16 protein-coding genes are annotated in these 24169 nt (G+C 67.6%); 4 read left to right on the plus strand and 12 right to left on the minus strand.

Annotated elements, in window-relative coordinates:
• Positions 1–14: 14 nt before the first annotated feature.
• The 4 genes from OG982_RS27040 to OG982_RS27055 all read right to left on the minus strand — a co-directional run bounded on the left by OG982_RS27040 (position 15) and on the right by OG982_RS27055 (position 3560).
• The gene (locus tag OG982_RS27040; protein WP_266949483.1) at positions 15–1817 is read right to left on the minus strand and encodes a DUF4254 domain-containing protein; all 1803 of its coding nucleotides are present in this window, start codon (positions 1815–1817) and stop codon (positions 15–17) included.
• Entirely contained in the window at positions 1814–2455 is a 642-nt protein-coding gene (locus tag OG982_RS27045; RefSeq protein ID WP_266949485.1) for a hypothetical protein, read from the minus strand. The genes OG982_RS27040 and OG982_RS27045 overlap by 4 nt, the downstream gene beginning before the upstream one ends.
• An 8-nt stretch (positions 2456–2463) precedes the next feature.
• Entirely contained in the window at positions 2464–2928 is a 465-nt protein-coding gene (locus OG982_RS27050) for an NUDIX domain-containing protein (protein WP_266949487.1), read from the minus strand.
• Between the two features lie 221 nt (positions 2929–3149).
• Positions 3150–3560, minus strand: coding sequence for an ATP-binding protein (locus OG982_RS27055; protein WP_266949986.1), 411 nt, complete (start codon positions 3558–3560; stop codon positions 3150–3152).
• On the opposite strand from OG982_RS27055, the gene OG982_RS27060 reads away from it, so the two are divergent.
• The 3 genes from OG982_RS27060 to OG982_RS27070 all read left to right on the plus strand — a co-directional run bounded on the left by OG982_RS27060 (position 3444) and on the right by OG982_RS27070 (position 5785).
• Positions 3444–3758, plus strand: a complete 315-nt coding sequence (locus OG982_RS27060; RefSeq protein ID WP_266950007.1) for a hypothetical protein — start codon at positions 3444–3446, stop codon at positions 3756–3758. The two genes, OG982_RS27055 and OG982_RS27060, sit on opposite strands and share 117 nt — an antisense overlap.
• Positions 3759–3900: 142 nt before the next feature.
• Positions 3901–5289, plus strand: a complete 1389-nt coding sequence (locus tag OG982_RS27065; protein ID WP_266949488.1) for a Tat pathway signal protein — start codon at positions 3901–3903, stop codon at positions 5287–5289.
• Positions 5290–5320: 31 nt separating this feature from the next.
• Positions 5321–5785: an SAM-dependent methyltransferase gene (locus OG982_RS27070; protein ID WP_266938320.1), complete on the plus strand. Its 465-nt coding sequence runs from the start codon at positions 5321–5323 to the stop codon at positions 5783–5785.
• 61 nt (positions 5786–5846) lie between these two features.
• Here the strand turns inward: OG982_RS27070 and OG982_RS27075 are convergent, their stop codons facing one another.
• The 6 genes from OG982_RS27075 to OG982_RS27100 form a co-directional block, all read right to left on the minus strand.
• Positions 5847–7013, minus strand: coding sequence for a cupin domain-containing protein (locus tag OG982_RS27075; RefSeq protein ID WP_266949489.1), 1167 nt, complete (start codon positions 7011–7013; stop codon positions 5847–5849).
• Positions 7010–8044 (minus strand): hypothetical protein, encoded by a 1035-nt coding sequence (locus tag OG982_RS27080; protein ID WP_266949490.1) that lies wholly within the window; start codon positions 8042–8044, stop codon positions 7010–7012. The genes OG982_RS27075 and OG982_RS27080 overlap by 4 nt, the downstream gene beginning before the upstream one ends.
• On the minus strand, positions 8034–9890 hold the full coding sequence (locus OG982_RS27085; RefSeq protein WP_266949491.1) for a hypothetical protein: 1857 nt from the start codon (positions 9888–9890) through the stop codon (positions 8034–8036). The genes OG982_RS27080 and OG982_RS27085 overlap by 11 nt, the downstream gene beginning before the upstream one ends.
• Before the next feature lie 111 nt (positions 9891–10001).
• Positions 10002–10358 carry a hypothetical protein gene (locus tag OG982_RS27090; RefSeq protein WP_266949493.1) on the minus strand — a complete coding sequence of 119 codons (357 nt, stop codon included), beginning with the start codon at positions 10356–10358 and terminating at the stop codon, positions 10002–10004.
• 374 nt (positions 10359–10732) lie between these two features.
• Entirely contained in the window at positions 10733–13285 is a 2553-nt protein-coding gene (gene valS / locus OG982_RS27095) for a valine--tRNA ligase (RefSeq protein WP_266949495.1), read from the minus strand.
• Between the two features lie 111 nt (positions 13286–13396).
• Positions 13397–14065: a GNAT family N-acetyltransferase gene (locus OG982_RS27100; protein ID WP_266949497.1), complete on the minus strand. Its 669-nt coding sequence runs from the start codon at positions 14063–14065 to the stop codon at positions 13397–13399.
• Between the two features lie 165 nt (positions 14066–14230).
• On the opposite strand from OG982_RS27100, the gene OG982_RS27105 reads away from it, so the two are divergent.
• A complete protein-coding gene (locus OG982_RS27105) occupies positions 14231–15034 on the plus strand; it encodes a bifunctional 2-polyprenyl-6-hydroxyphenol methylase/3-demethylubiquinol 3-O-methyltransferase UbiG (protein WP_266949498.1) in 804 nt (267 codons plus the stop codon).
• Between the two features lie 372 nt (positions 15035–15406).
• Here the strand turns inward: OG982_RS27105 and OG982_RS27110 are convergent, their stop codons facing one another.
• Together OG982_RS27110 and OG982_RS27115 are read right to left on the minus strand one after the other, a co-directional pair.
• Complete coding sequence (locus OG982_RS27110) at positions 15407–17554, minus strand: UvrD-helicase domain-containing protein (protein WP_266949499.1); 2148 nt, start codon at positions 17552–17554, stop codon at positions 15407–15409.
• The gene (locus tag OG982_RS27115) at positions 17554–24162 is read right to left on the minus strand and encodes a DEAD/DEAH box helicase (protein WP_266949501.1); all 6609 of its coding nucleotides are present in this window, start codon (positions 24160–24162) and stop codon (positions 17554–17556) included. The genes OG982_RS27110 and OG982_RS27115 overlap by 1 nt, the downstream gene beginning before the upstream one ends.
• Positions 24163–24169: the final 7 nt, after the last annotated feature.

Raw genomic sequence — 24169 nt, forward strand, 5'->3', positions numbered from 1 at the left:
CGAGGCGCTGGCTCTCAGGCGGCGGATACCTGGACGGCGTACCAGGCCAGCAGGTGATCCACGGCGGCACTGACGGCCTGCAGGGCGCCGTCCGTGCCACGATGCAGCCATTCGTCGACGACGCTGGCCAGGGTGGGCACCGCGAGCGGCGGGAGGCCGGGCAGCTGCGCGGCGGCGGCGAGGATCTCGTCGGGGCCGCTGGCCCAGACGCCCTGCTCACGCAGAAGCAGTCGGACGGCGAGAACGAGATGCCGGTACAGCGGACGGAGGTCGCCGGCCGTGGCCCACGCGCGGAGGCGGCGCATCGTGAGGATGACCTGGGGGAGGTCCTGAGCACCGGCCAGGACCAGGTCGTGGCGTGTGATCACAGGCAGCTCGAGTCCGGGCGCCGCGTGGAGCACCGGCTGTCCGTCCTGAATCTGGTGGAGTACGAACGCGAGTCGTGGGGTGAGCCGACGAGCGGTCAGCTCGTCCGGGGTCACCAGAGTGAGGCCAACGGTGGCCAGACCATCCAGTGCCGCCTGGTAGGTCTTCAGCGCCACGGACACCTGCTCGGAGCCCTGGTGTTCGGAAATCACGAAGAGGTCGACGTCCGACCAGCCAGCGACCCACGGACCCGTGCTCGGGCTTCCCGTCAGCGCGGCGAGCCGGACCAGGGCTCCGGCCGAACGCATGGCCCTCGCGAAGGTGGCGGTGGCCTCCGCGACTGCGGTCGGCAGTCCGAGCGCGGAAACGTCCCCGATCTGTACCCGCGCCGTGAGCTGGGAAGTCTCGGCGATCCTCCGTAACCGCGCCCGCAGGTCGACCACGCTGCCGGAGTTGTCGATGACATGGTCGGCCATGGCCTCGACCTTGTCCGCGCCTCGTTGGATCTTCACCGCGTCCTTCGCGGCCACGGCGTGCGGAGGCGTCCCGGACCGGGCCACACGGACATCGAACGGGGCGGACAGGTAAACCACCTGGAGGCGATCGCCGAGCAGGGCCTTCAGTTCCGCGATCGACTCGTTGTCGTGCACCGATTCGATGGTGAACAGCCGTGCTTCGACGTGCGCTTCGGCGAAGCGGTTCAGTTCCTCTAGGAGCAGCTCCGCCTGCCGGCGGGCCGAGAGCCGGTACGGGTCGGCGAGCCCATGGTGGTATGCGGCCTGCCGGAGCAGGTATCCGATCTTGAAGCGCTGGGCGCCGGCGAGCTGGCGTACGTAGTCGGCGCCCGTGCTCTTACCGGACTCACTCAGCCCGCCGAACGCGATCACCCGCTGAAGGTGCCGACTGGGAGTGACGGTCTCGTCCGTCTGAGCATTGCCGCCGTACAGCTTGAAGCGCGCGGGGGTCGGCAGCAGGCGGGTTCCAGCGGCCACGTCCGCGGCAAGGCTGTCCAGCGCGTCCGACAGCGCCGCACGCTGCTTGTGCAGCAGGGGTATTCGCTGAGCCACGGCCGGGTCGAACGCCGCGGCTTCCTCGCTGCGCCAGATGCGCAGGGTGAGTACGGAGAGGCGGTCCAATGCGGAGGAGAGCGTCTCGGTGTGGCGAACGGCGCCGAGCAGAGGAGGGCCGGCCAAGGCGGCCAGCACTTCGTCCGCCCGCTCGGCCAGGTTGTTGCGTTCGGCGTTGAGCTGGTCGATCTCGCGCTTGCAGTCGGCGACCTGGGATTCGCTCAGTCCGCCGCGTACGCGGTCCTCGGCGAGCCACAGACGGGAGTTGGTCGCGTGCAAGCGAGTGAGGGTGTCGTCCAGCCGCTGCTGGTCCTTGGGCGGAAGCGCTGCCGCGGCCAGCATCAGGCCCGGCGGAAGGACGAGAGAAGGGACGGGCGTTGTCATCTGGAGTCCTCCGCGTACGTGGAAGGGGACAGGACCGAGCCGACGACGGACATCACCTCCGCTTGGACCTGCTCAATGGCCTTGCCCTCGCAGTCGACGACCTCGGCGTACGACCCCTGCTCCACCTGGTGGAGTAAGACCCTGTGCAGGGCCCGCTGGTACGCCGGATAGACACCGGTCCAGGGCCGGCCCTCACGCGCGCTGGTGATCGCGTAGCTGCGGTCGGCGTCGAGTGATGGGAGAAGGAGGACGGACATCTCCCGAGCCGGGGTGCGGGAGGCGGCGATCCGCTCCACCGCTTCGAGTGCCTCAGCTGGGGAGGAGGCTTCCTTGACCGAGGCCGTCGCCGCGCTGACGGCGATCAGCATCGGCATCCCACGGTCGAGGAGGCCGAAGCGGCCGGGTTCGAGCGCGGCCGACCGCTTGTCGTAGCTGTCGAGGAGCAGCCCCGTCAGCTCGGCGGTGGTGGACCGCTCGAACCACCATGCGGCGTAATCCTCGCCGGCGACTCGTTCCCAGGCGGCAGCATCGTGCTCGTGAACTGAGCCGAGCAGCTGGATGTTGGAGAAGCGAGCGGCGAGCCGTCGTAGGTGCGTGGTCTTGCCGACGTTGTCCGGGCCGTTGAGGCTGATGAACATGGCGGTGGTCAGGACACGCGGATCTGGGTGTCGAGCACGGCCTTGATCGCCTCGACGTTGCCGGCCGTGAAGTCGGCCAGCTCCGGCGGCATCAGGTTGAGCTGCCGGACCGCCTCCGCCGTGAACGGCACGCGGACGACCTCGTAGCCGCCCCGCTCGGGCTTGTCGAACTCGGTGCCCGTGCGTGCAGCGAGGTCCATCTGCTCCAAGCGCGCGGCGAAGATGTGCTGGACACCCAGGCCGCCATCCAGCGAGTCCGTGATCAGGTGCACGAGCTCTGCCTTGCTCAGCTTGCCCCCGAGCTCCTCGAACACCTCGCGGTGCAGCGCGTCCTCGATGCTCGCGTCCTCGGCCTCGACGCCGCCGCCCACCGTCACCCAGTACGGGTCCCGGCCCGGCTTGGTGCGCTTGATCAGCACGAGGTCGTCGCCGTCCAACAGGATGGCCCTGGCATTCCGCTTGATGATCGTCATCTCCCGTGCCTCTCTGGGATTCGTTCGTGGCGATGCCGACATGTCGGCTGATTCGCCTGTGAGTTGTCGTAATCGGTGGCCTGCTACCGACTGGACGTCGGGGATCTTCAGAGTCTGAGTTACAGGTGCTGTTCGCGCATATCGCGGCGGTGATATCACGGCCGCGTGGAGGGGAGTTGACCCTGTCGAGCTGGGCCCCGCGAGAGATGATCCCGGGGCTATCAGTCGGCCGCGGGCGAACTGAGCGTGAACCAGGTCTCCGTGCCGTCCTCGCTGACACCCCACTCGTCCGCGAGGGCTTCGACGATCAGCATGCCCCTGCCGCACTCCTCGTCGGTTGCCGGCTTCCGAACCCGAGGTCTCCCTGGGGACCCGTCACTAACCCTGATGCCGACAGTCGCCAGCTGGCGCTCCATGGCAAACCTGAGGCTGCTTCCGCCTCCGTGGACCAGCGCATTGGTAACGACCTCGCTGGTCAAGAGGCACGCCGAATCGATAAGGGGGAGGAGCCCGCGGTGAGCCAGCCACCTGTGAACGACGCTTCGGATCTCTCCGACGAGGCGGGCGTCGGCGTGACTGACGTCGGCCGCGGCGTGACGGGGGTCGCAATGACGCTGAAAGGTCAGAGTCACCTGATCGACTTCGGGGTCCGTCTGATTGTGAAGGCGGACCGTCCCGGTGTGGAGCACGCTGAGTGCGGTCTGGCGCATGGGCATCTCCTTCGACGAGTCGGTCCTGTCGCGGTCACATCGAGGAAACCCCTTGGGGCGCTGTTCCGATACGCCGTCAACCTGTCCTGCGTGGTCAAAGTGGTCAAAGATCGTTTCTGAGTGGTGCCCTGGAGGTTCGAATCGTGCCAATTGCTGGTGGGGGAGGGTTCATTGGGCCCTACCGTGTTGGTGGGTCAGCGGGCACCCCCGCGGCTGACCCGATCAAAGTGATCAAAGATCGTCTTGCTCGCTGGAGTGCCTCGTGACTCACAAGCGGAATGAACGGCTCGCCGCCATCCTGGAGGAAGCTGGCTGGTCCCGGGCGCAAGCGGCCAGTGCGTTCAACCGCGTTGCCCAGGAGAACAACCTCGTCGGTTACACGGCGATTGGCCGCTCCCACATCAGCATGTGGGTCGGTGGGACGGAAGCGTCGGGTGCGTCGCCCGTAATCTTGAGCCAGGCGCTGACGCGTCGCTTAGGGCGAGTCATCACGCCAGACGAACTTGGCTTCGCAGCCGCTTCGCCATCGGGGCAAGGGGCGCTGGACTGGACCGTCGATCCGATACTGACCCTCACCGACCTGGGGAGAATCGACTTGGACGTCGAGCGGCGCAAGCTGCTAACCGGCGCGGTGTACTCGATCGCCGGCCTTGCCCTGCCGGGGGAGTCGTGGTGGGAGGAGATGGCCGCGGCGGCCCCGGCGGAATCGGCGGCGGGAACGCGAAGAGCCGGGCGATCGGACGTAGCAGCCGTGAGGGAGATGACGGCAGCCTTCTCCCGCATGGACCAGAGCCGCGGTGGCGGCCACGGACGCCAAGCGCTGGTCCAGTACCTCCACTCGGATGTACGTGGCTTCCTACATGCGGCCTTCCCCAACGATGAGATCCGCCGCGGCATGCTTGCCGCGGCAGGCGAACTGTCGTACCTGTCCGGCTGGATGGCCTTCGACAATGGGGAGCACGCCCTCGCGCAGAACTACTTCCACCTCGGCCTCAAGCTCGCAGCCCGTGCGGACGATGCCCCGCTCACCGGCCACATTCTGCGGGCGATGGCCCACCAGGCCATCGATCTGGGCTTCATCAACGAAGGTCTGCGGCTCTCGACCGCATCGATCCAAGGCCAGCGTTACGCGAGCGCTACGCCACGAGAGCGCGCTCTGCTCGGAGTGGTCCACGCCCGGGGTCTCGCAGCCACAGGGCAGCGACAAGCCGCAGCTAAAGCACTTCTTCGCGCGGAGGATGATCTCTCCGCGGCCACTGAGGACATCCTGGAGCCGAACAGGACGTTCTTCTTCGCGGAAGCGTCCCTCGCCCATGAAACTGCATGCACACTGCGTGACTCCGGTGACAGGCAGGGCGCGATTCACCAGTTCAAGCGGAGCGTACGGACCAGGGGTTCGGCATTCCGCCGAACGCATGCCGTGACACTGGGATACCTCGGCTCCGTGCAGGTCGCCGACGGGCACGTCGAGGAGGCATGCGCCACATGGAGCACAGTCCTTGACGCCATGGAGGAGGGGATCTACTCGGGACGGGCCCGCCAGGCCGTAGTCGACATGCGGCGCCTGCTCTCCCCGTACCGACGCCGAGGCATTCCGGCCGTTGCCAGCCTGGACGCCCGGGCCGCCGCATACCTCGTCCAAGTACATTGACCGGGTCACGACGAGGCACGAGGGGAAGCGCATGGCACAGTCGCTGGAAATCGAACCGATCGGCATTGTCGTCGGAGGCCGGACCGAGCCCACGGACGATCACTGGGGTGGTCCCGCGATCATTCGGCTGAACCCCGACTTCCCGGCGGACGTCGTCAAGGGCCTGGAGGAATTCTCACATCTTGTGGTGGTGTGGCACTTCCACAAGGCATCCCCGACCGATGTCGCCCTCCACGCGCGAAGCCCCCGTAACAACCCGGACTGGCCGCCCACCGGAACCTTCGTCCACCGCAATCACCGTCGACCGAACCAGCTCGCGCAGTCCTTCCCGCGACTCGTGAAGGTTGAGGGCCTGGACCTGCACGTCGTAGACCTCGACGCGATTGACGGCACACCCATCTACGATGTCGCGCCCTACTTCCGAGAGATGGGACCGCGTGGGGAGGTGCGGGAGCCGAGCTGGCCGGCCGAGATGCTCGTGGACTACTGGGAATGAAGTGACGGCAGTCTGCCCCGCGCGGTACTTGAACGGGGAGCCGCAGGCTGTGCGTTTGAAGCTACGGGGTGGTGATCACCAGCCCCATCTCGACGAGGGAGCGAGTCTGCTGGGCCGCTGCCTCAGGGTCCCCAGACAGGGGCACCTCGCCCAGCGTGACCGGGAACGATGCGTGCACAGAGGCGAGCAGGGCCGTGGTGTCCGGGCTCGCGGCGAAGACGCCGCCGGCCGCGGCGAACGCGACTTGCCCGTCGGGGGTGGAGCCGAGAAGCTCGACGCCTCCTGGTATCCGCGTGCGGAGTTGCGTGCTGTCGGCGAGGTGCGGCGACTCCGTGGCGAGCGGCAGCCTTGAGCGGAGTAGCCGGCGGTAGGTGACCTCGCTCGGCGGAAACTCGGAAACGCCGAGATGGGTGGGCACCTGGTCCCGGGAGATCCAGTTGTGACGGCGGAGGAGGGCGATCGAGAGGAGCCCGCTGTCGTCGCCGAGCGGGACTGCCTGGTGGGGGTGGCCCTCAGGGAAGAGTAAGCAGTCACCGGGCTTGAGCACCTCATCGAGGACGATCCGGGAAGCCGGCCCCCCCTCGGGGGTGTCCCAGTCGCCCAGCTGAAAGCGTTTGCTGCCCCAGAGCATCAGGGCGATAACGTCCTGGCGGTCCGAGTGCCAGCCGGTGACGCTGGTCGCGCCAGCAGAGATGAACAGCTTGGTGAACACATCGGCTCCGGACACGGCGACGATGTCGTCCATCAGCGATGCCAGGGCCGGCGACCAGCGGTCGAACTGCCGAATCCCGAGTGTGACCCCTTCGTTCAGCGCGCGCCGCACCCGGTGAATGTCCATCTGAAAGGTGTCGGAGTCGGGCTCCAGCCGGTTGCCGAATCGTTCGCCGGGGAGCTTCCCGTCGGCATCACGGAGCTCCATGTCCGCGTTGGCTCCCGTACCGGGTCCGGCTACCAGGCGCGGCTCCGCCGTGAGCCAGCGTTCGAACTTCGTACGGCCGGGCAGCCGCCCGAAGTCATTGCCAGCGCTTCCGAAGGCGGGGGCCTCGCAAGGCCGCTCGAGCACCGTCACCACGGTATCTCCGAGAAGAGGCCGGAGGCGTGCGGCGGCACGCTCGACGGCAGCGCTGTTGGCCGTGTCGATGAGGGATACAAGGTCATCGGGCAGGCCGCCCTCGCGGATGGCCAGTCGGTCGACTTCGTCCAGTCGATGTACGGAGTGTGATGTCATGGGCAACGCTCCAAGGTCTTGAGCACGCAGGACAGGCCGGACTCGAAGTCGGCGACGAGTCCGGGCCACGGGGATACGCCGAGGCGGTGTACCGGGATCCCGGAGACCAGCCCACGGCTACTCCGATGCAGGGCGGCCGGGCTTGCTCCCCCGTCACGGAGATGCTCCGCCAGCCAGGACATCGCCTCCTCCTCGCTATCGGCCGTCTCGACGGAGCCCGATGGGCTCAGCGGTTCCGCCGGGACGAGGATCACCACAGCAGCGGGCAGGGCGGCGCCGCGGTACGTGGTCGATCCCGGTTGGAGTGGCACCGCAGTCCGCTGGTCGCCGCACCGTACGGCGACTGCGAGCGGTACACCGAAGACCACGCCTGTCAGCGAGTCCAACAGCACGACCTCGTCGGTGGCGATGGAGGCGAGCCCGGCGTCCCGGGCCCAGAGCGCGGCGGTCGTCTTGCCGGCTTTCTGGTTGCCGCAGACGAGGAGGCCCTGGCCTGAGGGCAGTACGAGCAGTGCAGCGTGCAGCGCGATGAATCGGTCGCTGTATGGGGGAGTAGCGAGCGGGGGCAGGGCGGGCAGGTCGCCCGTCAGAGCATGCCACTGGGGATCGTCGGGCATGCGGTAATCGACACCGGGCCGATCACCGGCGAACGAGCGGTGCAGCATGTCAGCCCGAGCCTCGGAGCCGAGCCGTACGAGTACATCTGCCGTCTGCCGGCGGTCAGGTACTGCGACCGCGAGACCGGTCCGGAGCTGGTTCAGTACAGCGGGGTCGGCCGCGTGGTAGCGGACGATGGCACCCGCGAGAGCAAGGTCGACGAACGGCGCCTCCTCCGTATCGCTGGAAGGGGCCTGGCCGGAGGCCGTGTCCAGGGCCTGGTGCAGCGGAATCGGCCACAGCTCGTCCTGCTGCCACAGTCGGGTGCCGAGGGCGCTGCTGACCTGGTAGATGGTGCTCGTCGCGTTCTCGACAACGTCCCACGTACCGTCCGGTCGTTCGAGGGCAACCCACGAGGCAGGATCAGTGATCACCTGTGTCACCTCCACCCGCTCCGCCGCTCCGGATGGTTCCCACGCCCACCAGGTACGCACCGTCGTGGGCCGTACCGAGTCCCGTCAGCGGCTCCAGCAGATGCTCGACCAGGGCAGGGCTCTGAAAGACCCCGCATGACGGATCGGTGGCCAGGCCCAGGGCGATGCGCTGTGCATCGCGTCCGCACTGGATGAGCGCGGTCTGCCATGACACGGCACCCGGCTCCGCCGGGCGAGGCACGAGCCACGCGACCGCCGATATGCCGGCGGTCCAAGTCTGGCCGATGGCGGCGCGTTGAATCGCCTCGGGGGTTGGTGCCGGCCCGACCCGGATCCAGCCCTCGACGTCGAGCTTGTATGTGCCTGCGCCCAGGACGTGGTTCGGGTGCAGCAGGCTCAGCCGGACTTCGCTCCGTACGGTCGTCAGGATCTCGAGCAGAGTGTCCACTGCTCCCCTGGACAGCGGACGCTCGGAGAAGGAGCGGTGGGTGCGACGCGCGGCAAGGGCAGCAGGCAGCTGGGACCATGGCAGCGGCGGCTTCGCGTCGGCCGTGGTGGTCGTCCGGTGCTTCTTCAGGCGCGCTTCGCCGGCTGCCTCGGCATGAACCAGCAACGACGGGAACCAGCTGGACTCGATCCAGGGTCGTACCTGCTCCCACAGCGCCAGGGCTTCCTCGGCAGGGAGAAGTGCCCGAGCAGAGATCAGCTTCTCCACCTCTGCCAGGGATACACCGCTGCTCTCGCAGATCTCGGCTGGCCTGGAAGGCCGGTCACCCCGCGTACTGGGGTTGGCATAGGCGAGGGCGGTGACGGCTTTGGGCGTGAGCGCCGTCAGGTCCTGCGTTTCGGAGTGGACCCGGGCGTAGAGGCCGTCCACCCGGGGGACGAGGGACAGAAGCGGGTTGGTGCGGTACTCGGCGCTCGATACCGAGGGTCCGGACCGCGGAGCCGGTATGAACTCGCCTTCGACGAAGGCGGGTTCTGGAGTGGCGAGGAGCAGCCCAAGAACGGGGTCGGGGCCGGTGAACGCCGGCATCGGAAGCCAGGAGGTGGACCAGCCGGTGGAGTGAAGCGTCAGGTCCAGCGTTTCCAGAACGTGGCCGGCGTCGATGAGCACCGGACGGAAGGCCCGCACGTCCCGGTACCTCCACATGGCCCGCTCGACGTGGCTGGACAGGACGAACGCCACACCGAACGGTGGGAGGGACGCCGTCAGCGGCAACCCGGCCTCCGCACGTACCAGCGCGTGATGGTCGCCGTCGTACCACCAGGAGCCCCGTAAGGGCGCCGGCCATCCGTCACCCACGATTACGCCGAGATCCGTGGGGTGCCGGGCGCCGCCGGAGGGGCTTGTCTTGAGGACGATGGGGCCGTGTCGGCCCTGGCGTCGGCCGGTGATCCGGCCGGCCGAGGCCAGCCATGCGGCCAGAAGGTCAGCGCTCGGAAGACCTGCAGGACCGTCCGGGAGCGGCGCCTCGGGCAACACGGTGCTCGAACCGGGGCGTTGTGTCGTGACCGGTGGCGGTGCTCCGTGCACCGCGTAGCCGTCCATGAGTGCCTGGTCGGCTTCGTGGCTCGTCTCGACGCTGTAGTCCAGGAAGGGGTAGTCGAGGTTGAGGCGGCGGTAGTGGGCCAGGAAGTCGGGAGGCTCCGGACTCTCCCAAGAGCCGGATATGCCAAGGGCTGTCGCGGCCGCTTCGAATTCTTCATTCGCCTCGCGTCCCGCGCCTTGGGCGATCCAGGACAGCAGCGCGCACTCCCGATCCTTGCCGGAGAGGACGTACGCCTGGCGGGTTGCGGCGTCGATGGCGACCCATCGAGCGTCGGCTTGTATCTGAGGAGCCATGGCCCGTGCGGGAAATACTCGAACCCTGTCCATTGTCGAAGTCCCTCGTGAGGTGCCGGATCAAGGACGGAGGGGGCCCGCGGCAGCCGTGGCTGCCGCGGGCCCGTTGCCTCAGGAGCTGTTCTGTACGAGGGCGCGGCGGAACAGGGGAACCGCGGCGTAGATGCCGGCACTCGCGTCGGGCATCGAGAACCAGACCGCGTCCGTGGGCGGCTGGTCGCCGGCCGCGAAGCGCTCCAGGTCGGAGCGGGTCAGCAGCCACCGGCGGTCACCGTCGGGGTCGGAGATCAGGATGGAGGGGTCGGCCGAGCCGCTCCCCGAGACGACGGGGACCTGTTCGCACAGTGTCTTGGACGGCAGTACGAACACAACGTCGGCGCCTTCGCCGAGCTGCGCAGGTCCGACCGTGAACTCGCCCAGCAGTTCCGGGTCGAGTATGTACGTGGCGTTCTTTCCGGGGTCTTGCACCGCGATTTTCACAGGCACCTTCCCACAGGTCGACCGCAGGGACTGGTGGATCCAGACACGCTGCGGGGTGGTGCGTGACATGTCAGCCGTGGGCTGGAGTTTCGGTTGCACACGCAGGCCCCAGGGGCCCATCCGCGCGCCGCCCAGCCGTTGGGGCGCACAAATGTGGTGACTGACTGTCACAGAGCGGAGACTCTAGTATGAACATCTGTGTCTTGTGCAGTGCATTGGGCGCCCTTACCCGACATGGCCGAATCCCTCCACTGTGGATCGATCCGACGGGTCAACTCTCTTGGCCTACATAGCAAAACGGCGTTGCCGCCCCTCACTCGAGTGTGTGAGAGGCGGCAACGCCGTCATTCGTTTGATGCGAGCTACATGGTGATCTCGTAGGTGAGGAGTTCACTCTCAGCCACTTCGAGTTCCACGTCGCCGATGTTTCCCGCGGACTGCACGTCCCCGCTCACCTGGCGAAGTGTCGCAACCAGCGGAGCCGGCCCGCGCGCCGTGACTCGGGCGACCTCGGCCCGCATGGAGACTTGGGCTGCGCTCTTGGCCTTCCGGATGGCGGCGATGGCGTCTGCGGCGACATCCAGGAGCTGGGGGTCCCCCTTCAGGGACTGCTCCCGCAGCTCCGTTCCACTGGGCCACTGAGCCCGGTGCACCGAGCCCTGCTGCCACCAGCTCCACGCCTCCTCGGTGGCGAACGGAACGAAGGGAGCGAGGAGCCGCAACAACACGGAGAGGGCAGTCGACAGCGTGGCCTGAGCAGACGCGGCAGCCTCCTCGCCTCCGCCGCCGTAGGCACGCGTCTTTACCAGCTCGACGTAGTCGTCGCAGAACGCCCAGAAGCACCGCTCGATGGTCTCCAGTGCGCGGGCGTAGTCGTACCCCTCCAGCTGGGCCGTCGCCTCGTCCACGACGTCCGCGAGCCGCGCGAGGAGCGCCTGGTCGAGCGGGTTGGTCACGGCGGACCGCCGCTCGGCCGCACCCAGACCGAGCACGAACTTCGACACATTGAGGATCTTGATGGCGAGACGTCGGCCGATCTTCATCTGGCCGATTTCGAAGGCGGTGTCCGTTCCCGGCCGGGCTGATACGGCCCAGTACCGCACTGCGTCCGACCCGTGCTGGTCCAGAAGGTCCAGCGGGGTGACGACGTTGCCCTTCGACTTGGACATCTTCTTGCGGTCGGGGTCGAGGATCCAGCCACTGATCGCGGCATGGGCCCAGGGGAGCGCGTCGTGCTCCAGCTCGGCGCGGGCGACGGTGGAGAACAGCCAGGTGCGGATGATCTCGTGGGCCTGCGGACGCAGGTCCATCGGGAAGACGCGCTGGAAGAGGTCGTCGTCGTGGCCCCAGCCGCCGGCGATCTGCGGTGTCAGCGAGGACGTCGCCCAGGTGTCCATCACGTCAGGGTCGCCGGTGAAGCCGCCCGGGATGTCCCGCTGGTCCGGGGTGAAGCCGGGCGGGGTGTCGCTGCTGGGGTCTACGGGCAGCGACTCCCGGGATGGAACGATCAGTTCGTCGGTGGGGATGCCGTCGGCGTCCAGCTGATACCACACCGGTACCGGTACGCCGAAGTAGCGCTGACGGCTGATCAGCCAGTCCCCGGCAAGTCCCTCCACCCAGGACTGGTACCGGTTGCGCATGTGGTCGGGGTGCCAGTTCAGCTCATGGCCGCGCTCCAGCAGCTTCTGCCGGAGCTCCACGTCTCGTCCGCCGTTGCGCAGGTACCACTGGCGGCTGGTGACGATCTCGAGCGGCTTGTCGCCCTTCTCGTAGAACTTGACCATGTGGTTGAAGGGCCGCGGATCACCGACCAGGCTGCCCTCCGCGCGCACCATCTCCACCAGGCGCTCCCGGGCGGTGTGCGGGGTCGCGCCGGCGAGCTGCGCGTACGCCGCCTTCGCGGCCTCGGACTCCAGCGCGGCCGGCGCTTCGCGCACGAAGCGGCCGTCGCGTCCGATCACCGAGCGGGTGGGAAGGTCGAGCTCGCGCCACCACACCACGTCGGTGGTGTCGCCGAACGTACAGATCATGGCCGCCCCGGTGCCCTTCTCGGGGTCGGCCAGGCGGTGAGCCACCACCGGCACGTCTACACCGAAGACCGGAGTGCGCACGGTGGTACCGAAGAGCTTCTGGTAGCGCTCGTCGTCCGGGTGCGCCACGACGGCCACGCATGCGGGCAGCAGCTCGGGCCGCGTGGTGGCGATCTCCAGCGCCGCCCCCGCATCCGACCGGAACAACAGGTGGTGGTAGGCGCTGGGCCGCTCGCGGTCCTCCAGCTCGGCCTGGGCTACAGCGGTCTGGAACGTCACGTCCCACAGCGTCGGGGCCTCGGCCTGGTACGCCTCGCCCCGGGCGAGGTTGGCCAGGAAGGCTCGCTGCGAGATGGCGCGGGCCCGGCTGTCGATGGTCTGGTAGGTGTGGTTCCAGTCGACGGACAGCCCCAGCCGGCGCCACAGGCTCTCGAAGACCTTTTCGTCCTCCACCGTGAGCCGCTCGCACAGCTCGATGAAGTTGCGGCGGGACACGGGGATCTGCTGCTTGCCGGGGGACGAGGGGGGAGTGAAGTCCGGGTCGTACGGCAGCGAGGGGTCACACCGGACGCCGAAGTAGTTCTGCACCCTACGTTCGGTAGGCAGGCCGTTGTCGTCCCAGCCCATCGGGTAGAAGACGGCCTTGCCGCGCATCCGGTGGAAGCGGGCGAGTGCATCCGTCTGGGTGTAGGAGAACACGTGTCCGACGTGGAGGGAGCCGCTCACGGTGGGCGGCGGCGTGTCAATCGAGTACACCCGCTCCCGTGGCGCGGTGCGGTCGAATACGTATACGCCCTGCTCGTCCCAGGTCGGAGCCCATTTGGCCTCAAGGCCGTCGAGTGTGGGCTTGTCGGGTACGCCCTGGCGAGGAGATGCGGTCGTCATGACGGTAGATGGTATCGGCCTTGGTGGTGTGGTAATTCCCTTACTGCGTAGTCGAGTTCAGGCCATGTGTGACTATCTGATGAGCGCGGGGTGGAATCCGTGTCCAGACCGTCAGGACGGGTCTGCGGTCTCCCCGGCCGCCAATCCGAACAGCGGCAGGCACGGGACCAGCCCCGTGATCTCGGTCCCTTTCGCGAGCGCTGGCCGCCATAGACCCCGGGGGAGGCGAAGCCGCTGCAAGATCACGACCTCCCCGCGCGCCACCCGCCGTTCGATTCCGTCCGGGACATATCCGAGCTTGCGGGATACAGCCAAGGACTGAGCGTTGTCGGCGAACGCCCCTGTCGTTGCCTCGTCAGCGCCCAGCCCGGAAAATGCCAGGTGCAGCACGGCAGCCCGCATCTCTGTGCCTATGCCCTGACTCTGATACGACCGTCCGAGCCAAGAAGCTGTGTTGACCTCTCGCACCAGCGCGAAGCGCTTGGCCGCCATGGCCTGCATACCCACAGGCCGGCCACCGAGGAAGACGGCCAGATTGATGGACCAGTCCTCCGGCCTCCAGTTTCCGAGCCGCAGCCAGTGATGCTGGACCACGGAGCGAGCCCGTTCGGTCTCGGGCAGGTCGGTCCAGCCACTGCTGAACGGCATCTGTGACGGGTCGTGAACGCCGTCGCGTGCGAGATCGGCCAGTGCTGCCAGCTCGTCCGATTGGGGCAGGCGCAGCTCCAGGCGGGGCGTCGTCAGCCGCAGACCGAGCAGTGGCCAGTAGTCGATCAGCACGATCCAGTTTGGTCACGGGAGCATGCTCCCGGCCACTCGGGTTAGACCCAATGGGGTGGAGTCTGTGCGCTCCTCTGCCCTTCGCCGTCCGGGCGGACCTGCGGCGGCGCCGACGCCGGATATCCGGGTGACGGGCTGCTTCGCTCGGCCCTACTCTCGCCGGGTATGACGACCATTGACCCACGGATCGCGGGCTTCTACACGGAGTACGACGAGGCGTCCCGGCTGCATTCCACAGCGACGGGCCGTCTGGAGTTCGAGCGGACCCAGGAGCTGTTACGTCGCTACCTGCCTCCAGCACCAGCTCGGGTCCTGGACGTGGGCGGTGGTCCGGGTACGCATGCCGGTTGGCTCACCGAAGAGGGATACGAGGTGCTCCTCCTGGACCCCGTGCCAAAGCACGTGGAGCAGGCACGTGAGCGCGCGCCGCGGTGTGTTGCTCAGCTTGGGGATGCCCGCGACCTGGACGTGGAGGCCGGCACCTTCGACGCGGTGCTGCTACTGGGCCCGCTGTACCACCTGGCGGAGCGCGGAGACCGGCTCGCGGCGTTGAGGGAGGCCAGCCGGGTCGTCGTACCAGGCGGTGTGGTGGCGGCCGCGGGGATCTCCCGGTACTCCCTGATGCAGGACTACACCGTGAGCGCCGGCCTGTCTCCGGAGCTGCTCGCCAGCGAGGTCACGGAGGTAGTCCGTACCGGCTCCTACGACGGCAGTAGAGGCTTCACCGTGGCGCATTTTCATACGGCTGACGAGCTTGCCCAAGAGGCGGGCGAAGCAGGGCTCACGGGTGTGCGGGTGCACGGGATCGAGGGCCCGGGGTGGGCCTACGTAGTCGCGGCTGGCCGTTGCGCGGGCCAGGAAGCGGCGAGGGCGCTGCTGGCGGACGCGGTGGCGACGGCGCGCCTCGCAGACGAGCACGGCGTCTTCACTGACGCCTCGGCCCACGTGCTTGTGGTCGGTACAGCCTGAGACGCTGCCCCGTTCGAGTGGAGAGCGGGCCGATGGCCAAGGCAGGCCGTGGGGCGGGGGAGGCTGGGGCCACCGTGCTCGTTGGCGAGATGGTGTAGGTAAGGAGGTACATCCCGGTCGGTCGAGCTGCTGGAGATCCCGGACAACCGACAGCCGCAGCCTGCACGGTGGGTGGTCGGGTCCGTATGAGTGCCGCTCGACAAACCCGTGCAGCTGGGTACGGCCCGAAGGCGCTGGCCAGGCAAGACCTGGGGGCCGTGACGGTTTGACCGCCACGGCCACCTCGGCGACCAGGCTGATTGCGGGACTGCTGCCAGCAGGACGTTTGATGGATCGTTTTGAGCGGTGGTAATGCGCTTCGGACGCTTGCCCTCAGGAGGCTGCGTGAGGCTCCAGAAACTGGCTCGGTCGGCCTGACCAACTGATGGACAACTGCTCGCGGGCACGTGTGGCGGAAACGAAGAGGAGCGACTGCTCGCGGCGGAGGTCCGCGGCGTGCTGGAGGCGGTCCTCGCGCTCGAGTGTGATGGCGCTGGGCAGAGGCATTTGTTGAGCGCCAGCCCCGACGATGGCGACTGCGCGGTATTCGAGTCCCTTGATGCGGTGCATCGTCATGACGTGGACGCCTTCGTCGGGGTCGGGGACGCGGTAGTCCTCGACCTTCACTGCGGCCAGCTTGGCGTCACGGAGCGCCTGAACAGCGCTGTCGGCGGTCGCATGGGTTCTGGCCACGACCGCGATCTCGTGGGGCTTGATCCCTTCCTGCTGCCAGCTGTCGACGCGCTTGGCCAATGCCGTCATCTCTTCCGCGGCCGTGCGGTAGCCGGTGGTCTCGGGGTGGGCTCCCGCCAGGACGGAGCGGTATCCGCGAAGCTGTTCCGGATTCCCGTCAAGGTCGTCGAACGTGGAGCCGCCGAGCAGGTTCAGGGAGGCTGCGAGGATCTGTCGGGTGGTGCGGTAGTTAAGGGTCAGTCGCTTGGAGCGGCCACGGATCTTGATGCCGTGGGCGCTCAGGGATGTCCGGTTGTCGTAGATCCGCTGGTGTGCGTCGCCAACGATGAACAGGTCGTCGTCGCCGTCGGGGACCAGCGCGCGGAGTAGCTTCCAGTGGGCTGCGTGCAGATCCTGTGCCTCGTCCACGATGATGTGCCGGTATGGACGTTCTTCGTCGGACCAGCCGGAGGCGATCCGGGCTGCCTGAACGGCGAGTTGGGTGACGCCGGCGGCCTTCTCGCGATCGAGCCTGCGCTCGAACTCCTCGACGAGGGACCAGACCTGTGCGCGTTCGGGGCGATTGAGGCGGCGGCCGCGGCCAGCACGGCTGGCGGCGAAGTATTCGTCACGGCTGCGGATGTCCTGAGCCAGTACGACCTGCTTCCACTCAGCGTCGAGGAACCGGCCGTCAAAACGGGGCGTTTGCTGCTCCTGGGCGAGTTCGATCCAGCGGTTGAGGATCTCACTGTCCTTGAGCCGGCTGGGCGCTTCCGAGCCGAAGGTCTCCTTCACGGTGCCGTAGGCAACCTTGTCGATGTTCCGGACATCGACCTTGGCCAGCAGTTGGGCACCGCCGAGGTCCTTGAGCATGGACTTCAGCAGGTTGGCGAGATTGGTGGTGAAGGTCGTGAGCAGGATGGCCTGGCCGGCGGGCAGCCGCTCGGCGAGGGCCTTCACTCGGTGGAGGGCTACCACCGTCTTTCCGGTACCGGGGCCTCCAGTGACGCGGACGGAGCCCTTGTAAGGGGATTTGCGCTCGGCCAGCGCTCTCTGCGCCGGGTGCAGGAAGATTCGCCATGCGGAGAGTGGTTCGGTGAGGATTCGTCCGAACTCGGCGAAGTCGCCGGTGACTACGAAGGCTTCCTTGGTGGCCGGCCGTTCGATCGCTGCCTCGTAGTCCTGGGTGTCGACCTTGTCCTTGGTGGCCGCGAGTGAACTGACCTGTTCCCAGACCTCTTCGACGGTCATGCCGTCGGCGAGGCACAGGATGACGTCGCGGGCCAGCTTAGGCAGGGTCTCGACGATGCCCAGCACGGCGTCCTCGCTGTGGATCTCGCGGAGCGCCGGAACGATGGACGTGTGGACGCCCAGTCGTTCGAAGTCGGCGTCGGAGACACCGGCGAACAGAGAGGGGGCATCGGGCGCGGTGTCGGCGGGCTTGGGTTGTCCGCTGAGCGTGCCGTACAGGCTGCCGAGGTTGATCAGCTCGATGCCGCCGGTGACCTTGTTGATGTCGAAGAGGATGTTCGCGGCGAAGTCATACGCGTCGTCATGCGGCAGTACCGCGACCAGGTAATAGATGCGGTCGGCGTAGTGCATCAGCACGGCTCTGTAGTTGTCGGTGACCCGCGCCGTGCGGACCCTCTTGTCCCGGGCGCCCTTCGGAGGCTTCAGGTTGAGCCCGTTGGAGTCCGGGTCGCGCTGCATCTTCATGATGAACTGCAACACCTGCGGCTGGACGGAGCCGTCCAGCGCGTCATAGGACTTTCCGAAGACGTCCGCCATGATCACCTTGGCGCCGGACATCAGTTCCCCTCCAACTTTTTGATGAGTTCATTCACTTCCACAGCGCCGGCCTGTGCGACGTACCACCCGTCGCGCTCAAACAAGGCGTCTCGCCGTTCGTCGAGGTCGATAAAGATTGCGACCTTCTCCTCCGGCCAGGCGAGCTCTGCCTGCATCGCCTGGTCCCCGTACTCGAAGCCGACTTCCGGTACCTCGATGCGTCCGCTGCGTGCTTGCTCGGCGAGAGCGACCAGGACGTCCTCGACCTTGGACGAGGCCCATTCGATCGCCTCGGTCCATACCTGTGGCAGTGGTTGCGGTACACCTGCCTCCGTGGGCAGCGCGCTGGTCAGCAGGGCCACAGTGTGTGGATCTGCCTGGTCACTGGTGGACACCGCGACCTGGTGGAAGGACCGGGGGAGCTCGTCGCCGTCGGCCGACTGCAGGAACTGCAGCAGGTTCGACCAGCGCAGCCAGTCCATCCAGCGTTCCTTGTGCTCGTCGCCTGTCATGGCTTCGGGCCGGTCGTCGAGCACAGCAAGAGCCGACCAAGCCCGCATGTCCGGTTGCTTGCTGCGCGGCTCGGGACGGCGGTCCAGCAGGCCGATGATCCGTGCATGGCCCGTGGTGCGTGCGTCGAGAGCCACGGCCTCCGTGGCCGAGGCCGAGGAGGGCAGGTTCGCGCCACGCAGGACGTCGGGCAGTACTCGTCCGATCTCTTCGCGGTCTACCGGTTGAGGACGCGATGCCGCACCGAAGCCGCCCAGCAGGCCGGATGCCCGCCGCGCCCACTTGGCCCGGTCGGGGTCGGCAAGGAACTCCAGCAGGGTCTCGACGGGGTTGCGGAGCACCGGGTCGAGGGTGTCATCGGGGCGGGCCTCTCCGACCAGGCTCTGGTGGATCTGGCGAGCGAGCTGGAGCGCGGCATCCGTGTGAAGGGGCCTGGCAACGGCACGGACCTGCTGCCCCTCCGCCGTGTTGCCGACACCCGCTGCCCACGTCATGACGTCGTCCCAGGTCAGCTGCCACACCAACACGCCGTCCGCCCGCAGGGCTGCCCGCTTGGCGGCGTCATCGGCGATGCGGTTGACCTTCTCGCTCGCGTGGAAGGCGAAGCCGTCGAGGAAGACCGCGACCCGCTCCGCACGCCCATCGGTCCGTTCCAGGAGGAAATCGGGCTCGCTGGGCACGGCGGTGTTCATCCGTACGTGGTCCCGCATGCGCCAGCGCGTGGCCGCATCTCCGAGGGTGAAACGGAGTTCGTGCTCCACGCCGCCCTGGCCCGCCTTGGCGGCTACCGATCCGTCCTCTTCTACCCGCCGCCCCCACGCGATAAGGGTGCGGACGAACCGGTCCTCCAGTTCGCTTTCTACGAGCTGGTCGATGCGGACGCCGGAAAGGGTGTCGACCGGCTCGACTGCCCAGTCCTTGAGGATCTCGTCCAGAAGGTCCTTCGCGATGCGCAGCGAGACGTGTGGGTGTTCGCTGCTGGACACGAAGGGCAGCAGGCAGCGGTGGCAAGGTGTGCGCTGCTCCTCCTTCTGGCAGGGGCAGTCCCGCAGTGCAGTCTGCGCGAGCGTCAGGACACGGTGCAGGATTGCGGCATCCGCAAGGTGTTCCAGGTAACCGGTGCCGCCGGGCATCGAGTCGTGCAGGACGAGGAAGCGCCGCCGCAGCTCTTGGCTGTCGCCGGGCATGCTGTCGGTGACCACGCGGATATGGTCGGGCGCTCCACCGAAGTGTTTGGTGATGCCCAGGAGCAGGGCTGCCTTGAAGGAGATCAGACGCTCCTTGAGGTCCATCGTGGAGACGGGCAACAGGATCCGCAGTGCCTGGGTGGTCAGCTCGTGAGCCAGCAGCAGTTTCTCCGTCGGCTCCAGGGTCACGCCGTCGTCGCGATGTGAGCACCAGTACGCGTGCCGCGTGCCGATTCGCTGGGCCGAGGGGTCCCATGCCTGCGGGTGGGTGCCACGGACACCACCGCATTCCAGGCACGTCTCGAAGCCGGAGACCTGGACGTCTTCGCCGCGGATCGCGTGGGTCGAGCCGGGTGCGGCTGCGGGCCCGAGATTGATCGTGCGGATCGTCGCGACGCGGGCGAACTCGACGCCGAAGGGCAGGCCGCTACCGGAGCGGCGCCAGGCCCTCAGCCCTTGCGGCTGGTCCTTGTCGATGTCGACGAGGGTGACCACGTCGAACTGCCGGCGTTCCCGTTCGTCTCGCTCATCGGTCAGCCGGGCGTCCTCGCGCCGCTCGCGGGCCATGACCCGTTCGGGCACCAGAACCTTGTGGACAGCGCCGGGGTCAGCGATCTGTGGTGCCTTGCAGCGCGGGCAGGCGGCGATGTCGAGTCCGGTCTCCTCTGTGGCCACGAACCCGCATTCGGGGCAGAACCGCCACAGAGCGTAGGAGTCTTCGCCGCTGCCGACACCTGTACCAAGGTCCACGCTGCTGACGATGAACTTGTAGCCATCGCTGTGGAAGATGTTGCCGGGGGCAAGTTCCGTCAGCGCGAGCCGAGAGCCGCGGCCGTAGTCGGTCGAGCTCTCGTCAAATTCCCCGTCGCTATCCTTCCACCACAACGTGGCGTCGAGGACTGTCGCGTCGTCGTGGAGGGTGTAGTTGGGCAGCAGGCCCAGCCGTACCAGGGCGTTGATCGAGTTCTCCGAGACGAGGGCGTCCCGGCGCTTGCGAACGGTTCGCTGCTCCGCGAAGAGCTGGCGCCTCTGCTTGTCACGTTCCGGGTCGCCGGAAGCGGTCGAGAGCGCGTCGAAGGCCCGGCCGATCTGCCGCATCCGCGCCCGCAGGGCAGCCACACGCTTGTTCCACGCGCTCGCCGCGGCCCCGACGGTCTCCTCCAGACCCTGGGCGGCGAAGTGCTGGACGCCCTGGGCTGCGGCTGGCGTCATGGCAGGGAACAGAGAGATGAACGCGGCGGACAGCTCGGCATGGCGAGCGCCCGCGACGTCGAGGAAGCGCCTGAACCAGCCGTCCTCGGCCAGACCATGACCGAAAAGCTCACCGATGCGCGGAGGCATGGGGCGCTCCGGGATCGCCGTGCCTTCCCAGAGACTGCGGTCTGCGGCACGGTCGAAGAGGAACGCCAGGTACTGGCGGCGCAGGATCTCCGAGGCGTCCAGGTAGCAGTCCGGCGGAATGATCCGGCCCGCCAGCATTTGCTCCGGAACGTGCAGGTAGTAGTGGCTTCGGGCACCTCGCGGCACGAAGGTGACCGTGAGCGAGTTGCCGGTGCTGCGCCCTGCGCGGCCAATCCGCTGAGCATAGTTGGCGGGAGCGGGCGGCATTGAGGCGAGCAGCACGGCAGACAAGTCACCGATGTCGATGCCGAGCTCAAGGGTGGGTGTACAGGTGAGAACGTTCGGGTCGAAGGCTGAGGCCCGGTTCTTGAAGGCCGCTTCGACCCGCTCACGCCGCTCGCGGCTGAGCGCTCCGGTGTGCTCAGCGGTCAGAACATCGCCTGGACGGTCGATCGTGTACAGGTGCCGGTAGTAGTCGGCGGTGTAATCGCGGTCGTCCTCCACGAAATGACCCGAGCAGTGGAAACGCAGACACGCGGTGCCGAGCCAGTCCTTGCGGCGGCCGGGCGGCACAGTCTGCCGCCAGGTGCAGGTGTTGCAGCGCACCCCGCACGCGTTCACGCCGCCCCCGCCGTCCGGACCGTCAGCATTATCGTCGATACGGTGCACCAGAACGTTGCGGGGCTTGAGCGCGTAGACGAGCGCGCCGCCTTCGGCATGATAGGTGGCCAGAATTTCGCGCTGTGCGAGCAGTTTCATAGCAAGCTCAGCCACCGCGCGCCCCTCGCGCCGGTCGCAGCCCAGCGCCCTGTGGGCCCAGTCCGCGAACCAGGTGTTGTCGCGGGACAGGGAGTCAAAGCCGGTGGTGCGGGTGCCGCCTGATACCGGGAACGAGGGAGCAGCGAGGCCTCTGGGGAAAGCGGGCATGCCGGTGGGACGCCCGCCCCAGATCGGCCAGCGCCTAGCGCCGGCCTGCCGGATGTACTCCTGCAGCCAGGGGTGATAGAGGGCTCCCCGCAGGCGGAGTCTCTCGGCCAGCCCGCGCAGGAATACCGCGTACGCCCCGTCGCCTGCAGGCAGTGAAATCTGCCCGGGCAGGCGCTGGTGCCGCTCCCGCAGCTCGGCGCAGAGGGCGGGTAGGTCCTTGAGACTGACCTCCGCTGCAGCGGTTCGGGTCAGCTCCAGCGTGCGGCCCAGCCGGGAGCGCAGCCCGAACTCGAGAAGGGTCTGGAAGACCATGCGGCTTTGCAGCATCTCTGCGCCGGCATCGCTAAAGTCCTCGGTTTCGTCGAGGAGCGTGAGGATGTCCGGGTTCTCTCGCAGGTCAGGCGGGACGATGGAGGCAAGTTCACTTCGCTTGCCCGAGCCGGCGGCCGAAACAACGGCTTCGGCGGCGTCAGCGGCGAGATCGTGAACAGCGACCGGCTGGCCCGGGGTGAGGTGCTTGGTCAACAGGCCGCGGAAGGTGAAGCCGAAACTGCGGTTGGCGATGAACGCGGCGCGGTGGGTGGCGTCCTGCACCGAGTCAGTGAACACGAGCAGCTTCCGCTCGTTGCCGGCGAGCCCCCGGTCGGAGAAGAGCTGCGTGGTAGTCACCGAGGCGAGCGTGGCGGTGCCCGCACCAAGGAAGCGCATGCCGTCGTCGAGACCGCACGAGGGGCACTCGTCCCCCACATTCGCCGGCAGAGGTTCATGGGGGGTGATGACCGCGACCGTGTCCTCGGTCGGATTCGTCGTCAGCCGTTCGTTCTCCGCGTGCAGGTGCAGCACGGGGTACTCGTCGGGGCGGGCCCGCAGCATCCAGCGCACGGCCCGCTTCCCCTGCGCCGAAGCCTGATAGATCTCCAGGGTGTTGGTCTTGAGCTGCTGCCACTCCAGTTCCGTGGACAGCGCTGCCCAGCCAGAACGCCCGCAGTGCCTGCAGTACACAGCAGGGAGATGCCGCCGATAGGGCGGCCCGACAGGGCGCCGCGACGCATCGGTCCGCTCGCCGATCTCCCCGGCGCTGTCGACTTCGGTCGGCTGGTAGATAGCGAGGTTGGCGGGGTTTGGCCGTGAGTCGCCGGTCGGCCCGTCGTCGTCGTACCAGCGGAAGTGCGGCTCGGAGGTCGCCGCACGGATGACGCGACGGACCTCGCGCACCCATAGTTGAGCCTCAACACGCAGAAACGGTCCTGGCTTTCCCGTCACGGGGTGCGGAGTACGGGCATGGGAGATCAGCGCGAGGATCCGTGCGAAGGCAAGCTCGACGAGCCGCGGGTCGCTGCGCGCGGCCTCGTCCCAGGCCGGTCCGCCACCCCGCTGAGCGAACTCGCGGGCGACATCGGGGATGGTGACCGGATTACTCCCGGCGACATCCAGGATCGCCTTGACCAGAATGTGCTGCTTCAGCTTGGCGCCGATCTGCATCGGATCGGTGAGAGGCTGACCGAGCATGAGCCGAGCCAGGTCTTCAAGGGCCGACTCGTCGTCCAGCGGGTCGGGTAGAGCCGCCAGAGCTGCAGGTGCCGGCGAGGGCAGTAGGAAGTCAGGGTCGGTGACCACCTCACCGGGCAGCAACCGGTTCTCTCCAACCAGCGCGGCATCGGGGAAGGGCGTCCCGAAGACCTTCTCCGCGAACTCGCGCAACAGCTCCCGATCGGGCTTCTCAGGTCCATCCAGAGCGAGGGAGGACGTGCCGCTGGCCATTCCCCCGCCGAGCGTCGCTGACGTTGCCACAGGCGTGATGTCGCCAAGGGGGCGTCCCGCACGGGCTGCTCCAGTGGCTGCGCCGAGGCGGCGCAACAGCATCGCCACGTCGGTGCCCTGGGCGCCGTCATAAGTGTGGAACTCGTCGAGCACGACGAAGGCGAGGGAATCTGTCTTCCAGAGCGGGGCATCCGGAATGCGCTGGAGGAGCAAATCCAGCATCTTGTAGTTGGTGAGCAGGATGTCCGGCGGATCGGCGCGGATCGCGTCCCGATCGGTGATCAGGTGGCTGATGGTGGGATCGCCAGCGAGCGACGTCGCCCCGGTGTCGCGACCGTAAGGGCCAGGCTCGTTCTCGTCCTCGTCCGACGCCGAACGGGGGCCAGTTGCGCCGCCGATGTAGATGCCGGCAGTGACGTCCTTCAGCTCCGGTTCCGTACCGAGGAAGTCGTCGATACGGCGAGCCTGGTCGTCGGCCAACGCGTTCATAGGGTAGAGCAGCAGGGCCTTGACGCCCCGCTGTCCAGCAGCGCGGGCACGAGCACAGTGATCCAGGATCGGCACGAGAAACGACTCGGTCTTACCGGACCCGGTACCCGTGGTGACGATGGTCGGCTCCGGCCGACGCCCTGCCTTCGAGGACAGTCGCTGCCAGGCGGCGGCCTGGTGTGTATAGGGCGTGAAGTCCTTCGGCGTCCAGTCGAGCGCAGCCGCCCAGTCAGAGGATGCCTCTCGGAAGGGAGTGCGTACCCGCAGGTAAGGGCCGCGGAACAGTCGGCTCTCCGGCCGCTCCAGAAACGCGTCGAGCTCGTCGCGTACGTCGTCATCGGCGAGCGCGAAGCTCGTAGTGAGGTAGGTGGCGAGGGCACGACGAAGATCCTCGGCAACCAGAGAGGGCAACATGACGGCG

Origin of the sequence: Streptomyces sp. NBC_01551 (assembly GCF_026339935.1) — a bacterium.
Lineage (GTDB): Bacteria > Actinomycetota > Actinomycetes > Streptomycetales > Streptomycetaceae > Streptomyces.

What these genes read in the sequence shown, in the direction of transcription:
- OG982_RS27040 (WP_266949483.1), bottom strand. Translation starts at nt 1,817, where the DNA reads ATGACAACGCCCGTCCCTTCTCTCGTCCTTCCGCCGGGCCTGATGCTG.
- OG982_RS27045 (WP_266949485.1), bottom strand. Translation starts at nt 2,455, where the DNA reads ATGTTCATCAGCCTCAACGGCCCGGACAACGTCGGCAAGACCACGCAC.
- OG982_RS27050 (WP_266949487.1), bottom strand. Translation starts at nt 2,928, where the DNA reads ATGACGATCATCAAGCGGAATGCCAGGGCCATCCTGTTGGACGGCGAC.
- OG982_RS27070 (WP_266938320.1), top strand. Translation starts at nt 5,321, where the DNA reads ATGGCACAGTCGCTGGAAATCGAACCGATCGGCATTGTCGTCGGAGGC.
- OG982_RS27075 (WP_266949489.1), bottom strand. Translation starts at nt 7,013, where the DNA reads ATGACATCACACTCCGTACATCGACTGGACGAAGTCGACCGACTGGCC.
- OG982_RS27085 (WP_266949491.1), bottom strand. Translation starts at nt 9,890, where the DNA reads ATGGCTCCTCAGATACAAGCCGACGCTCGATGGGTCGCCATCGACGCC.
- valS (WP_266949495.1), bottom strand. Translation starts at nt 13,285, where the DNA reads ATGACGACCGCATCTCCTCGCCAGGGCGTACCCGACAAGCCCACACTC.
- OG982_RS27105 (WP_266949498.1), top strand. Translation starts at nt 14,231, where the DNA reads ATGACGACCATTGACCCACGGATCGCGGGCTTCTACACGGAGTACGAC.
- OG982_RS27110 (WP_266949499.1), bottom strand. Translation starts at nt 17,554, where the DNA reads ATGTCCGGCGCCAAGGTGATCATGGCGGACGTCTTCGGAAAGTCCTAT.
- OG982_RS27115 (WP_266949501.1), bottom strand. Translation starts at nt 24,162, where the DNA reads ATGTTGCCCTCTCTGGTTGCCGAGGATCTTCGTCGTGCCCTCGCCACC.